At 56.4% G+C, this 13331-nt stretch carries 17 protein-coding genes; 6 read left to right on the forward strand and 11 right to left on the reverse strand.

Going from position 1 to position 13331, the window contains the following annotated elements:
- A partial coding sequence (locus LDL28_RS15510; RefSeq protein WP_233059564.1) for a replication initiator protein A occupies positions 1-1056 on the forward strand: 1056 nt, incomplete at its 5' end.
- Between the two features lie 39 nt (positions 1057-1095).
- Here the strand turns inward: LDL28_RS15510 and LDL28_RS15515 are convergent.
- The 4 genes from LDL28_RS15515 to LDL28_RS15530 form a co-directional block, all read right to left on the reverse strand.
- A complete protein-coding gene (locus tag LDL28_RS15515) occupies positions 1096-1353 on the reverse strand; it encodes a ribbon-helix-helix domain-containing protein (protein ID WP_202208833.1) in 258 nt (85 codons plus the stop codon).
- A gap of 27 nt (positions 1354-1380) precedes the next feature.
- The gene (gene parA / locus LDL28_RS15520; protein ID WP_233059565.1) at positions 1381-2040 is read right to left on the reverse strand and encodes a ParA family partition ATPase; all 660 of its coding nucleotides are present in this window, start codon (positions 2038-2040) and stop codon (positions 1381-1383) included.
- A gap of 181 nt (positions 2041-2221) precedes the next feature.
- A complete protein-coding gene (locus tag LDL28_RS15525) occupies positions 2222-2818 on the reverse strand; it encodes a recombinase family protein (RefSeq protein ID WP_233059566.1) in 597 nt (198 codons plus the stop codon).
- Positions 2819-3154: 336 nt separating this feature from the next.
- Entirely contained in the window at positions 3155-3871 is a 717-nt protein-coding gene (locus LDL28_RS15530) for an IS6 family transposase (RefSeq protein WP_233059342.1), read from the reverse strand.
- Positions 3872-3972: 101 nt separating this feature from the next.
- On the opposite strand from LDL28_RS15530, the gene LDL28_RS15535 reads away from it, so the two are divergent.
- Positions 3973-4977 carry a hypothetical protein gene (locus LDL28_RS15535; RefSeq protein ID WP_233059567.1) on the forward strand — a complete coding sequence of 335 codons (1005 nt, stop codon included), beginning with the start codon at positions 3973-3975 and terminating at the stop codon, positions 4975-4977.
- A gap of 64 nt (positions 4978-5041) precedes the next feature.
- A complete protein-coding gene (locus LDL28_RS15540) occupies positions 5042-5311 on the forward strand; it encodes a hypothetical protein (RefSeq protein WP_130732960.1) in 270 nt (89 codons plus the stop codon).
- Between the two features lie 307 nt (positions 5312-5618).
- Here the strand turns inward: LDL28_RS15540 and LDL28_RS15545 are convergent, their stop codons facing one another.
- From LDL28_RS15545 to traA, 4 genes are read right to left on the reverse strand one after another with little or no spacing between them, the layout of a single operon-like run.
- Entirely contained in the window at positions 5619-6287 is a 669-nt protein-coding gene (locus LDL28_RS15545; protein ID WP_233059568.1) for a DUF6118 family protein, read from the reverse strand.
- A 12-nt stretch (positions 6288-6299) separates the two neighbouring features.
- Positions 6300-6569, reverse strand: coding sequence for a Txe/YoeB family addiction module toxin (locus LDL28_RS15550; RefSeq protein WP_233059569.1), 270 nt, complete (start codon positions 6567-6569; stop codon positions 6300-6302).
- On the reverse strand, positions 6566-6841 hold the full coding sequence (locus tag LDL28_RS15555; RefSeq protein ID WP_034928502.1) for a type II toxin-antitoxin system Phd/YefM family antitoxin: 276 nt from the start codon (positions 6839-6841) through the stop codon (positions 6566-6568). Before LDL28_RS15555 ends, LDL28_RS15550 begins: the two co-directional genes overlap by 4 nt.
- A gap of 52 nt (positions 6842-6893) precedes the next feature.
- A complete protein-coding gene (traA, locus tag LDL28_RS15560) occupies positions 6894-10265 on the reverse strand; it encodes a Ti-type conjugative transfer relaxase TraA (protein WP_233059570.1) in 3372 nt (1123 codons plus the stop codon).
- Between the two features lie 162 nt (positions 10266-10427).
- On the opposite strand from traA, the gene LDL28_RS15565 reads away from it, so the two are divergent.
- From LDL28_RS15565 to LDL28_RS15575, 3 genes are all read left to right on the forward strand, one after another.
- Positions 10428-10721: a conjugal transfer protein TraD gene (locus tag LDL28_RS15565; protein WP_233059571.1), complete on the forward strand. Its 294-nt coding sequence runs from the start codon at positions 10428-10430 to the stop codon at positions 10719-10721.
- Between the two features lie 64 nt (positions 10722-10785).
- Positions 10786-11052: a conjugal transfer protein TraD gene (locus tag LDL28_RS15570; RefSeq protein WP_233059572.1), complete on the forward strand. Its 267-nt coding sequence runs from the start codon at positions 10786-10788 to the stop codon at positions 11050-11052.
- Positions 11045-11551: a MucR family transcriptional regulator gene (locus LDL28_RS15575; RefSeq protein WP_233059573.1), complete on the forward strand. Its 507-nt coding sequence runs from the start codon at positions 11045-11047 to the stop codon at positions 11549-11551. The genes LDL28_RS15570 and LDL28_RS15575 overlap by 8 nt, the downstream gene beginning before the upstream one ends.
- A 53-nt stretch (positions 11552-11604) precedes the next feature.
- Here LDL28_RS15575 and LDL28_RS15580 read toward each other — a convergent pair whose 3' ends face one another.
- The 3 genes from LDL28_RS15580 to LDL28_RS15590 form a co-directional block, all read right to left on the reverse strand.
- Positions 11605-11859: a hypothetical protein gene (locus LDL28_RS15580; protein WP_233059574.1), complete on the reverse strand. Its 255-nt coding sequence runs from the start codon at positions 11857-11859 to the stop codon at positions 11605-11607.
- Positions 11860-11945: 86 nt separating this feature from the next.
- Positions 11946-12188: a BrnA antitoxin family protein gene (locus LDL28_RS15585; protein WP_233059575.1), complete on the reverse strand. Its 243-nt coding sequence runs from the start codon at positions 12186-12188 to the stop codon at positions 11946-11948.
- 4 nt (positions 12189-12192) lie between these two features.
- Positions 12193-12477: a BrnT family toxin gene (locus LDL28_RS15590; protein ID WP_233059576.1), complete on the reverse strand. Its 285-nt coding sequence runs from the start codon at positions 12475-12477 to the stop codon at positions 12193-12195.
- Between the last annotated feature and the right edge of the window lie 854 nt (positions 12478-13331).

A 13331-nucleotide genomic window follows, 5' to 3' on the forward strand; every position in this document is an offset into this window, starting at 1 on the left:
ATGGTATCTGAAACCCCGAATCTGCCTGTTGTCCATGAGGCCCTCCTGCCGGAGCGTCATCCGCAGCATGACTTATTCATCTGCGACGTGGCAGATGCCGTGCTTAAGGACGTGATGCCGCAAATGGAGCATCCGTTCTATTCGCTGTCGAAAAAACCCGAGACTTCCGTTCGTCGCTATGAACATAACGGGCAATGGCTGGAAATCACGCCAAGCGTGAAGGGCCTTGCTACAATCTACGATAAGGATATTCTGATTTACTGTATTTCGCAGATCATGGCGAAACTAAAGGCCGGGGAGAAAGTATCGCAACGGGTGCGGATCAGCAGCCGTGACTTACTCATCTTCACCAATCGCGGAACAGCAGGTAAGGACTACAAAGCCCTTATCGAAGCCCTCGACCGCCTTGAAGGCACACGTATCCGCACTAACATTGTCACAGGCGACGAAGAACAGGTGGACGGTTTTGGCCTGATCGACGCTTCATCCATCCGCCGCAAACTTGGCCTCGACGGTCGCCTATTGCATTGCGAGATCAAGCTGTCGGATTGGGTCTTTAACGCAATTAAGAGCAATGATGTTCTGACACTGCATCGTGATTATTTCCGGCTACGCAAACCGCTGGAACGACGCGTTTATGAACTCGCCCGCAAACATTGCGGTCAGCAAGCGGTATGGAAAGCCTCGCTTGAGATCCTACTGAAAAAATCAGGCTCTCAAAGCCCAGAAAAATTATTCCGACAGATGATAAAGAACCTCGCTGCAAGCGATCATCTACCGGATTACCGTGTTGAATTCGATCCTCAGAGAGACATGGTAACATTCATCAATCGCGGCACAATGAAAGCTGCCGAGCCAGTAGCCGAGGCTTGGATGGGTGCGCTCGATCCTGATATTTACGGGGACGCTCGGAACATCGCGCCAGGGTGGGATGTGCATCATCTCGAAAGAGAATGGCGCATGTGGCTGGGTGATAACGAGATCGCTCCGAAGAACCCTGAGCGGCATTTCATCAAATTCTGCGAGACGTGGTTTGCTAAGCGTGGCCAACCCTGATTGTACAAATATACAAGCATAATCTATTTAAATAGATAGTCAGCGCTCTCCAAAAGGATGACGACCGTGCTTACGCATCAAATCATCAATGGCCTCCCCGATCAAACCCTGAATAGTTGTATCGGTATCAAGCGCAAGTTGATGTAATCCCTTACTAACTGCTGGGGAAAAATACCCCACCACAGCCCGCTTACCTTCTCTTGGATTACGTGGGCGAGCTTTCTCTACCACCGTCTGCGCTGCCGGTTCCGCAACCGATGGCGCGACCGTTTTTTTCAGACCAGCAAACCGACTCATGCCGTATGTCCTTAACTTAGAAAATTGCTAACGTGCTTTTATGTCATCTTGTTTGTGTGATGGCATGTTAACTTGATCACACACCCAATTCCACAACAGTGCTATATCAGCAGCAGCCTTGCTTTCCGGCTCTGCTTCCTGCGCGGTACGACCGGAACCAACGCTATGATGAAAAACAGCACGCTCTGGCAAAACAACAGGAGCAACAGGGATACCAAACTGCGCCACAACCTCGGCCGCCTCCTTATAAACTTGGGGCGCACGAGGAGGACCCGCAGTAAAAATCACGAAGGCAGGCTTGCCGCTGGCTCGCACAAGCTCCGCCGTTGTTCTAACAGCGTCCATATCGAAAGCACGTGGCCTGCATGGAATTAACAAGAAATCAGCGACACGACACGCCTCACGCGCCATAATATCGGCATGTGGTGGGGTATCTATTATCGATAGTTCTGCGCCCAGTTCGGACGCTTGTTCTAGCTTTCTTGATAACAAGGCGTGAGCCGCACAATCCACTACATCAGGCTCGACATCTCCCCGCCACGCTTTCCATGAACTTGCAGTCGCCTGCGGATCGGTATCGAGGATCAGAGAAACGTATCCAGCGGCACTGGCACTAGTAGCCAAGTGTAGGGCAAGCGTCGTCTTCCCAGCGCCTCCCTTCTGACTAATGATCGCGATTGTTTTCATGCCACCATGTTTCCGTGTTAACACATTAACTAATTACCATGTTATTTTGATAACTCAATATCTTCCTCAAAAAACCCGACGATTTAATCGAACCAAACATTTCTCATGTCTCAGGTCGATGCCGTTAGCACCTATAGAATGCTATCATGTTTTTGTGTTAACATATAAACATGCCGACGTGTTATCTTTCCCTTTGCACAATGGCAGCGACAGTGTTCTTGCTGATTCCCAGATCGCGGGCGATCCACCGATAACTCCGCTTTTCAGCCACCAGCGCCAGAACCTTCGGAGCCAGACGGTCAGACTTCGGCCGCTCTCCTTTCTGTCGGCCGAGAACCTTCCCGCGCGCCCTGGCAGCGGCCAGACCGGACTTCACCCGCTCGCTGATCAGATCCCGCTCGAACTCCGCAATCCCGGCCAGAACCGTCGCCAGCATCCGTCCATGTGGTGTTGCCAGGTCAAACGTCATCCCCGTTATGGCGATCAGGGAAACACGATAGCTCTCCAGCTCCTGAAGCGTGGAGATGAGATCAATGGTCGAGCGTCCCCAGCGGGACAGCTCCGTCACCAGGATGGCATCAATTTCACGAGCCTGGGCCAGTGCCATGACCTTTCGACGCTCGGCCCGATCCACCCGGACGCCAGAACCGGTCTCCATGAAGATGCCAAACACTTCATAGCCCGCGCGTTCGGCAAACCGCTTCAGCTCGTCTTGCTGGCGCACGCATGACTGATCAGCCGTGGAAACCCGGCAATAGATGACCGCGCGCTGTCCCATTTGAACCCTCCCGGAAAAACCGCCATGCAGCCGTTGATACACCGTGGCTCCGGATTGTCCCAATATGACTATAATTTATAAGGTACATAAATAGCTCTCCCCCCCGAAAAGGGTTAACTTTTTTTCGTCGGTAGCCAACACAGGAATATTGCTCGTAATTATTTCTTAAAAACCCTTTTTGTTTTTACGGCTTTTGTGACTGTCTGCTCCAGTTGTAGGGCGTGTCGTCAGTTAAGCAGGATGATGATTGAGGCGAACTGCACAGCTGCGAGGAAGGTTGATTGGCTCTGTTGCAAAGTTAGGAATGGGTTGGATCGGGCCTGATTCCCAAGGTTTTCAGGCTGTGTAAATCCCGAACTGCCTTTCGATCAGACGCACTTCTCCCATGATGCCTTTTTCCTGTTGCCAGGGTTTGGCCTGCCCTTTTTTCAAGGCCCGCATGACCTCGAAGCCCCTGATGGTCGCATAGGCCGTCTTCAGGGTCTTGAATCCGCGAACAGGCCGGATCAGCTGCTTCAGCTTGCCATGATCGGCCTCGATCACGTTGTTCAGATACTTCACCTGGCGGTGTTTCACCGTATCCGTCAGCTTGCCGTCCTTTTTGAGCTCGCCGATCGCAATCCCATAGGTCGGGGCCCTGTCCGTGTTGATCGTCTCGGGCTTCTCCCAGTCCTTCAGACCGTTCACCGCCTTGCCCAGGAAGCGTTGGGCCGCCTTCGCGTTTCGGGTTGGCGACAGATAGAAATCAATCGTATCCCCATCCTTGTCGACCGCCCGATATAGATACGTCCAACGCCCCTTCACCTTGATATACGTCTCATCCACCCGCCAGTTGCGGGAGAAGCCCGGGCGTTTCCAGTACCAGCGTAGGCGCTTTTCCATTTCGGGCGCATAGCGCTGCACCCATCGGTAGATCGTGGAATGATCCACGCTCACACCGCGCTCGGCCAGCATGGTTTCAAGGTCGCGATAGCTGATCCCGTAGCGGCAATACCACCGAACCGCCCACAGGATCACAGCTCCACCAAAATGCCGACCCTTGAAATCGTTCATCCACAACGCCCCGCCTCAAAACTGACCGCGGTTTCCAACAGGCACGCCAACTTTGCAACAGAGCCCGACAAAGCAATAGCTATGTTTTAAGATCACGAGTAATGTATGGCGAATTTGAAAATAAAATAGATGATTTTTATATTATGGGAGGACAGTCATGGTCCTTAGCCACTCTTTTTAAGAAGGGTATGGATACAAGAAGTGAGCAAATACCACTTGTTATTGATGCTCAATATGTTCCTGGTTTTACATGGACACGAAATACAGGAATTCGTATTGTAAAAGGATTCCATAATCATGAATATCATATTGGTCTATCCCTAGAAAACCCGCAATCGGTATGGGGAGGAACAATATACACTCCAAGTGAAGAAAAAATAACATACAACAATTCTGGTGGACAAGTTGAAAATGTTTCCACAACTTATTCAGATGATGTCGCGCCCGACATTATTTTAAAAGGATCAGCAGATCCCAAATTTGGTCATTTTGAAGCTTTCGGAATTGGTAGATTCATACATGATCGGGTCAGTTACATTGGAACAGGAAAAAGTCATACCAAATTCGCTGGTGGTGGTGGCGGCGGAATGGTTATTCCTGTTGTGAAAAAGTATTTCGACTTTCAAGCATCTGGGTTGGCTGGTTACGGAATAGGTCGTTATGGAACAACAAATTTACCTGATGCCACAACTAATATTCATGGATCTCCAGCCCTACTCCCTGAAGCTCAAGTATTAATAGGGTTGATCGGACACCCATATAAATCAGTTGATATATATGCATACGGTGGTATGGAAAATATACTTTCTCGCAGTTCTTACAATGTTAATGGAACTCCATATGGCTATGGTAATATAGGGTACAATGTCTCAGGATGCCAAATTGAAAATGCTCCAAGCGCTATGGCCTGTAATGCCAACATTCGTCGAGTTTCTCAAGGAACAATAGGTTTTTGGTGGCGTTACTTTCAGGGAGATTATGGCACATTATCATTTGGCGCACAATTCTCTCACACCGATGTTGCTGGATTCTCAGGATATGGAGGAACGCCGCATACAGACGATAATATGGCTTTCTTATCCCTTCGATATCTGCCATTTCAATAATTTTTTAATTTACAAAAAATATAATTTATTACATTTATAAAAATTAAATTCATATTAGGGCGCTATGAAAATAAGAGTAAAAATAGATATTTCTTATATTGGTGAGCAAGTGGCCCACCAATGTTTTCTTGAAAACAGAAATATCGATGATTTAGATTTATATTTAGCTGGTGCGGCTTACGCCATATGTTTTTCTTTATTCACAGAAAAACCATGGATGAAAGAAAAATTCGCTGAAATAGGTAGCGAAATAGCAAAATCTGGAACTAGAAAATTTTCAGAATTAATGGAAATGGAAATATTGAAAAAATCCTATCCAGAAGGGAATGCATAATATTTTTTAGAGCCGGATCGAGATGAGGCAAGAGGAAGTTTGAAAACGTACGCTAAGCAGCACCGTATCCAATACATTGATTTTGAGACGAGTTTCCTGACCGGTTTTCGTCTATTTTTGGGTCATCTTGTCTGTGTCACATAAACGCTCGTTTGCGTGATGCAGACCTTAAAAATGGCTATCATCCGCCATTAGTCGTAGCGACTGTTGGCCTTATCTTACATTTTCGAACAATCTTCTCACAGATCCCCTTTATGCCCGTACTCGACGGTATGAGTGTGCATGATCTCCTGTCCTGACAGGACGCTTATGACCCATCCGGCCGGATGGTCAGGACACAGGGCCGGTCCACCTTCGTCTCGTTGGCCGTTTTCTGGCAGGCGGCGATCCGGTCCCGACTGGCGTCCACAAGCCGGTTGGCCCACATCATATGCCGCAGGCTTTCGGGATTGTCGGCCTCCATCATCAACGCACCAGATTCCCACCGATCCTGTCCGCCTACGATGAACGAGGCCACGCGCGTCCCCAGTGAGGACGGCAGGAGGTAGGTCAGGATAGGCGAGAACCCGATCCCGACAGCCAGACAGGCCAGCCCGACCTTCAGCACCCACCAATTCTGACGGTCCCGGGTGCGCGCCTGCCCGACAATGTCGGTCAGCTGCTGCCGCTCCACCTGAACCGCACGGATCGCGGTATGAAAGGCGGCCTGCATGTCCTGACAGACGGAAAGCCCTGCCTGTCGTACCCCCTGCCCATACGCCTGCGGCGTCATTTTCAGGGTCGGACTGGCCTCGATCGCCTTCATACGCGCGCCCACGTCGTTCAGGGCCTTGACCAGCCTGGCCAGGTCCGGCGTGTAGTCTGGCGGCCGGCTGTCCCGCCATGCCTGGGGCAGCGCTTCCACGCTGCGCCGGAGCACCGTCATTTCGGCGCACAGATCCTCAAAGGCACGGGCTGCCGGATCCGTCTCGCTCATGACGCCTCTCCTTCAGTAATGAAACCGGCACTGGGCAACCTCGATCCGCTGATCCTCTCCCGCGCGGCCCTGAACCCGGTAGACCAGACGATGTTCCCCCGTAATCCGTCGGGACCACCACCCGGAAAGTTGTCCCTTCAGTGGTTCCGGCTTGCCCAGCCCCTGAAATGGATGCTGCCTTACATCCTCGATCAGGGCATTAACCTTCCCAAGAACAGCATGATCTGACTGGAACCAGGAAAGATAATCCTCCCAGCCATTTTCATGAAAAATGACCTTCACGCCGACGGCTCACCCTGCGGCTCCAGAAGATCACGCTCGGTCGCCACCCCATGCTCGATGTCACGAATGCTCCCCAACAGCCTCTCCGCGTTGCGTGGGCTGCTCAGGAGATGCACGGTTTCCTGCCAGCCGGAGAATTCTTCTTCCGACATCAGCACGACACTGCCTTTCCCGGTCTTACGCGTCACGACGATCGGCGCGCGGCTGTTCACGGCTTCGTCCAGATAATGCGCCAGGTTCTGGCGCAGGTCGGTATAGGAAACACAGGTCATGATCGGTCCTCCATGACCATTATAACGTACAGTTTTCTGTACGTCTCCTGTTTTACATCCCCATATCCATATCCCGCCCCCTGGAGCGCGACAGCGAGCGCGTGCGCTGCGGCTGCAATCCATGATCGAGCGTCGATCCCTTCCGGACGCCCAGTTCATGCCCCTTCTGCCGCAGGAGGGATTCAAGCTGCGCGTCCCGCTTCAGCTCCCTGAGCGCCACACCCTGCTGCTCGCGGCTCAGCCCGTCCCACGCCTTCACGAACCGCGCGGCCCGCAGTTCTGGACTTGTCCGCACCCTGTCCTCGTGCTCCAGCCCCTCGACCAGCCTGCGCGCCCGTGCCGGCCCTTCCAGCCCATACAGGGCCTGCCGGATCTCCGGCTCATGCTTCACGGCGGTTTCCAGAGCGACCACCGCCCCGGGCCTTAGCCGTTCCAGAGCCGTGCTGGCGTCAAGCCATGCCTTCTTCTGGTGCTCCAGCACCGGCAGGTCCTGCTCCACCATGCGCCCGATGTCCCGCACCACCCGCGCATACTGCTCAACTGCCTGGTGGAGCGGATCACCACCCGGCACAAACCCACCCAGCCCGGCCGGCACCTGCGCGCGCTGCACACGCGGCAGCCGCAACCCGGCGAAGGGAGAGGCGGGAGCTTCACGCTCAACCCCACTTTCCCCCTTACTGGCCCCGGCATCCATCCCGGCCGACACGTCTTTTTCCGCCGTCCGACCACGCCCCCGTACGGACAGGTCCAGCCCGTCGAACATCCCGCGCTTCCGCTGCGCCGGTGCCGGATCCGGCGTACGGACAGCTTCGGCCTGCCTGTCCTTCCGGGGGCCAGAGGCAGCCTTCTCACGCCCCACCACGATCTCGCTCTCGGGGACATGCAGCCCGCGCCGCCGCGCAAACTCGGTATCCTGATCCCGGACCTGCGGGTAATCCAGCGTGGTATCCTTCAGCCGCTCGCGCGACAGCCGCCGCACCAGCCCGTCCCGGTCGCCCACATCATCCCGGCCCCAATGGACAGACACGCTCTCCCGATGCCGCGACAGCGCCACATAGGCCCCGTGCCGGTCCATGCTCCCCGTCGCCAGCACATGCGCCCGATCCACCGTCACACCCTGCGATTTATGGATGGTGGCCGCATAGCCATGATCCAGCGCGTCATACTCCGCCACCGACACGGACACGAGCCGGCCACGCCCGGTTCCACCCGGCCCGTCGAGCTGCACCGACAGCACGAGATCCCCGGCATCAGGCGACCCCACAATGCCCCGCACCGTGCCCAGCGTGCCGTTCTTTACCCCCAGCTCCCGGTCATTGCGCAGGAAGTAGATCCGCTCCCCATCCGCGAACACCCGCTCGCCCTGGACGGTCGGCACCAGCACGTCGTCACCCAGCTCACCCGCCTCCCGCCGGATGGCGCGTGCCGCCTCGTTCAGCGCCCGCACATCGACACGCCGGTGCGCCAGCATGATCTGGCTGTCCTCTGGCGCGGCCTGCCGGGCTTCATCCCACCCGGCCACTACCCCGGCCCGCGCCTCTTCCAGCGTGTCATGCCCACGCACCAGGCCGGCCGCCTCATAGCGCCCCAACGCCTCACCCGTCCGCCCGGTCGCAAGCGCCTTCGTGGCCGCCTGCTGCCAGTCTTCACGCTGCCGGCGCACCGTCGTGATCTCCACCGACCCGACCCGCTCGGCCACTGCCCGGAATGCCCCGCCGGCCTCGATCGCCTGCAACTGCTCGGGATCACCCACCAGCACCACCTTGGCCCCGGCACCGCGCGCGGCAGACAGCACCCGCTCCATCTGCCGTGACCCCACCATGCCGGCCTCGTCCACCACCAGCACGTCCCCGCGCTCCAGCAGGTCGAACCCACGCGCCCACGCCCGCTCCAGGGAGGCCAGCGTCCGGCTCTCGATCCCGGACCCAGCTTCCAGACCTTCCGCCGCGATCCCCGACAGCGCCGCCCCGCGCACCCGGTACCCGGCCTCTTCCCATGCCGCGCGGGCGACACCCAGCATGGTGCTCTTCCCCGTCCCGGCATACCCGACCACCACGGACAGGTCGCGGGACTTCGTGACCCCGCCCACCGCCAGCGCCTGCTCGTCCCCAAGCCCGTCCCGCGCCATCGCCGCCCGACGCACCGTCAGCGGCACCGCATGCCCCTGGGACTGCCCCATCGCGAGCGACGCCTCTTCCAGACGCTGCTCGACCCCGATCATCTCCCGTGTGGAAAACCGCTCCCGCCCATGACCGTCTTTCCCGAGGGCGACCAGCTCCGGACACGCCGCCACCCGAACCATGACAGCACTGAACTGTTCCGCGTCTGCCGTATGCCGGTCCACGAACCGCGCCAGATCCTGGCGGGTGAATGTGCTCTGCTGTCGCGTCAGCGCCTCCAGCGCCACATGCGGCTCGGCTAGCAACCTTTCGCCATTGCGCCGCGCGATCTCCAGATGGTCGGCAACCCGTTCCGCGTCCTCGCCCCGCTCTTCCCGGCGCATCCCGGCCGGACCGATCTTGTTCTGCGGCTCAAGGTCGATCCCCTGTGCGGCAAACGACCGATGGTCGATCCGCACATCCAGGTCCAGTTCGGCGAGCCGTTCATTGGCGAGCGACGCCCATCGCTCCCGCCATGTCAGCAGCAGATCCTTGTCATTCCATGAACGCTCTTTCGCACCAAACCCGATGGAAGGCTGATCCTGCTCCAGACCTTCATGCCGCAACCGTGCCGCCGCGATCAGTCGCGCCGTTCTTCCAGCCGCTGCAAGCGCTTCTCCAGCGTCGAGAGCTTCAGCAGGATGCCGCGCTGCGTCTCCCGGATCTCTGTCAGCAGACGGATCATGAACTTGAGCGGATCGTCCTCCCCTTTCTGCTCCATCAGGTCCAGGATCCGGCGCGAGGTCGTATGCGCCCCTGCCGCTTCGTTCAGGATGCGGGATTCCGTCTCGTCTTCCATGCACAGCCTCTCCGGTTCTGACTTCGATCCGTCGTGTGGACAGCATCACATGGGCATGGGGCTTCGCCTGTCCGTCTTCGCCAATATCCCAATGCACATTGAGATCAGCCACCATGCCGCGTTCCACGAACTGCTCCCGCACGAAATCCCGTGCCAGCGCGATCCCCTGCGCCTGGGTCATTTCGCGCGGGATTGAAAACTCCACCTCGCGGGCAAGCTGGGCATCCTTGCGCTTCTCGATCGCCTCGACCTCGTTCCAGAGGGTCGCACGGTCGAGAAACCGTTCCGGCGCGCCGTCGGGCAGCAGGATCTCGGAATGCACCACGCCGCTCTTGTTGGAAAAGTCATGGTCGCGATCCAGCCGCAAATCATGCAGGCGGGACGCTGCACGATAAGCCGCCGCCGCCACGGCGCTCCGGCCGGTGGCGCGGCTGATGACCTTTGCATGCAGGTGATAGATCGCCATGAGCACGATTCTATCACACCCCTTAAGCGCACGTCACGAAGTGACGTATAAGCGCGCACTCACATTTTATTGCGCCACAAAAATTGATTGCTCTGGATAAGTGACGCGGTTCTCGCCTGTATGGTAGAGTATGGCACAGACCAGCAGGACAGGGGACCAGAAATGCGCAGGCCACGGGACATTGATTCGGAACTGAAGGCTCTTCAGGAAAAGGCGAAGCAGCTTAAGGCGCAACGGACCATCCAGCTCGGTGAACTGGTCGAGGCGACGGGAGCCGATACCCTGTCGATCGAGGCGCTGGCCGGGGTACTGCTTGCGGCTGTCGAACAGGCAGACGGCAAACCCGAAGCCGTCGCGAGGTGGACCGAACGGGGAACGGCGTTCTTTCAGGCCGGGGCAAAAAAGGGCGGCCGGAAAGGAACCGGAAACGATCAGAGCGGAGCTTCTGGCGCTTGAGAGTCGGATCAGGAAGCAGGCGGCCCTGATCCATCACCATCAGGCACGAAAGGCACGCACCGACATGCGCGACTGGGCGAAGGCGCGACGGGAACGCACCCATCATCTGATCGAACTGGGAGGCTTGGTCCAGAAGGCTGGACTGGTCGATCTGACCGATGATGACCGCGCCACCCTTCTCGGAGCCTTTCTGGACATTGTGGGACAGCTTCATGGGGGCAGTGAAACCACTCCAGATGACCTGAAAACACGATGGAGACGTGCAGGCCTGCATGCTTTTGACAGGGACCGAGAACATGACAGGACAACAGGCGGAAACGACCATGACTGACCACGAAACACGATCATCTGAAACGGACATACTACGGGAACTGACAGCCCGGATTGTCGCTTCCTATGTCAGCAGCAACACGGTTCCAGCCGACACCCTACCCGACCTCATCGCCACGGTGTTTCAGGCGCTCGGAAGCCTCGGACAGACGACGATTGAAACACCGGATCTGGTGCCGGCCGTGCCTGTGAAGAAATCGGTCTTTCCGGATTACATTGTCTGCCTGGAGGACGGGAAAAAATTGAAGATGCTCAAGCGTCATCTCCAGTCCGCCTATGGCATGACGCCAAAACAATATCGCGAGAAATGGGGTCTGCCTGAAAGCTACCCGATGGTAGCCCCCGCCTATGCAGCCCGACGCTCTGTCCTGGCCCAGGAAATCGGACTGGGGCGGGCCGTCAGGACCGCCCCTGATGTTACGGTCCCCACTGCTGAAGATCAGGTGCCGGTCACGCACGTACCGGAGAAAAAACGTGGACGCAGGCCAAAACTGGCCTGAAAATCCAGACGGAAACAGAACGCGGGAACGACCTCTCATTCCCGCGCTGAAGATTACCAGTAATATTCGTGGGGGCGTCGTGTTCCGGTATACGGAAAGACCGCCTCGACAGGATCGAGGTCGCCCTTGATGATCAGGCGGGTGATATGCCTGTCATGATGACGGCCAGGGCGAATATCATGCAGATGGCTGTACCAGTTTGGAGATTCAGAGGCTTCACGTGAGCCTCCATAACCACAGCGATCCGGCCGATTGGCCCAGCGATGATTACGACCGTATTTGCGGCTGTGATGATAGGTGCGAGACATGGGGAGCTTTCCCTCCATGACGCGCGGAGTGATTTCCGAGCGTACCTACATCGCCCGATCTCCTCTATTCTGGTCGGAATACAGCTTTACCGTGCCTGAGCGACATCGGTCTCCAGCAGCATCCGGACATAGCGTGTGTAAGGGATGCCCTTTGCCTTTGCCCTGGCTTTCACGGCGTCCAGCAGGGACGCCGGCAGGCGCATGTTGAGGGCAGCCGCCTTGGGTTCGATCTCAAAGCGCATGGGCTTGAAACCAGACAGGTCATACCGGGTCAGATCGGCGGTCGCGACGAAATGCTCGGCCGCTTCGTCACTGTGCAGCGAGGGCATGGACCTATTTTTGCTGCTCATAGTGGTCGATCTCCTTCTGATGCATGTAACGGGCACTGATGGGACGTAACCTGGTCTGGTGGCTGATTGTCCTGAACATGAAGACCAGAAAAACGTAACGTCCGGCTTCAGTCCTGCCGATGGCCCGCATCCGGGGCTCACCGGGGTGAGGGTCAGCTATGATGGCAGGTTCTCCCAGCAAAACCTGCTCGATTTCCGCACGGGAGACACCATGCTTGCCACATTTTGGCCAGTTGCCGTCATCCCAGTCGAAACCCGCAATCTTCATGTAGGGAAGATAGACATTTGTCTACACAAATGCAACACCATTAGAATCTAACGGTCCTCTTTCCATCCCCACAGTGTTCCCCTTGGATTTCGCGCTGGAGTACATTCATGATTGCGGTAAGCTCTCTGGGAGGGGTGTACAAGGTGCAATACCCGTTACCGCTCATAAACTAGCTACCACACATGGTAACGCTTGTACGGCCATTCTGTGGCGTCTGGCGGGCATGCTACAACACGTGAGCTGCTGAATGTTCGCCTGAACACTGGTGTGTCTTGAGCAGATTACGGTCTTGCCCGGTTCTTCTGGTGTTGCAGGCGTCGGGCGAGCGCGGAGCGGGAGCCCCGTAGGGCGCCAAAGGCGCCGACGCGGGAGAAGAAGGTGCTGGTGGAAAGACGATGCGTTCCCGCACCGTCAGATTATGACTTCATGCCGTAGGCGTGTCTGTTTAGCGCAGCCCTGAAAGGGCGAGCAGGGGGATGCCGGGTGTGAGATCGCGCGAAGCGCGATCGGGGCGGCCGTAGGCCGCGAGCCGGCGGGGGCGTAGCCCCCAAGAGGCGGTGCTTGGGTTGAATTTGATTGATTGGAAATTTTTGAGGTTTGTGAGTTATCCACAGATCAGATGGTCAGAGGGGGTGTTAAGTAGGTGTTAGATTCTGTGTTAAGCGATTCTAGCATCCATTTAACACATTGATATAAAAACGGAATTTCTGGGTTTTTCTTCGGTTTGGTATTTAAAACCCCGAATCTTGGTATTTAAAACCCCGAATCTCGGTATTTAAAACCCCGAATCTCGGTTTCGGTATTTAAAACCCCGAATCACTTGACGCAGGTATGTAAAACCCCGAACTTTAGGC

The sequence above is a fragment of the Komagataeibacter sp. FNDCR2 genome, assembly GCF_021295395.1.
Lineage (GTDB): Bacteria > Pseudomonadota > Alphaproteobacteria > Acetobacterales > Acetobacteraceae > Komagataeibacter.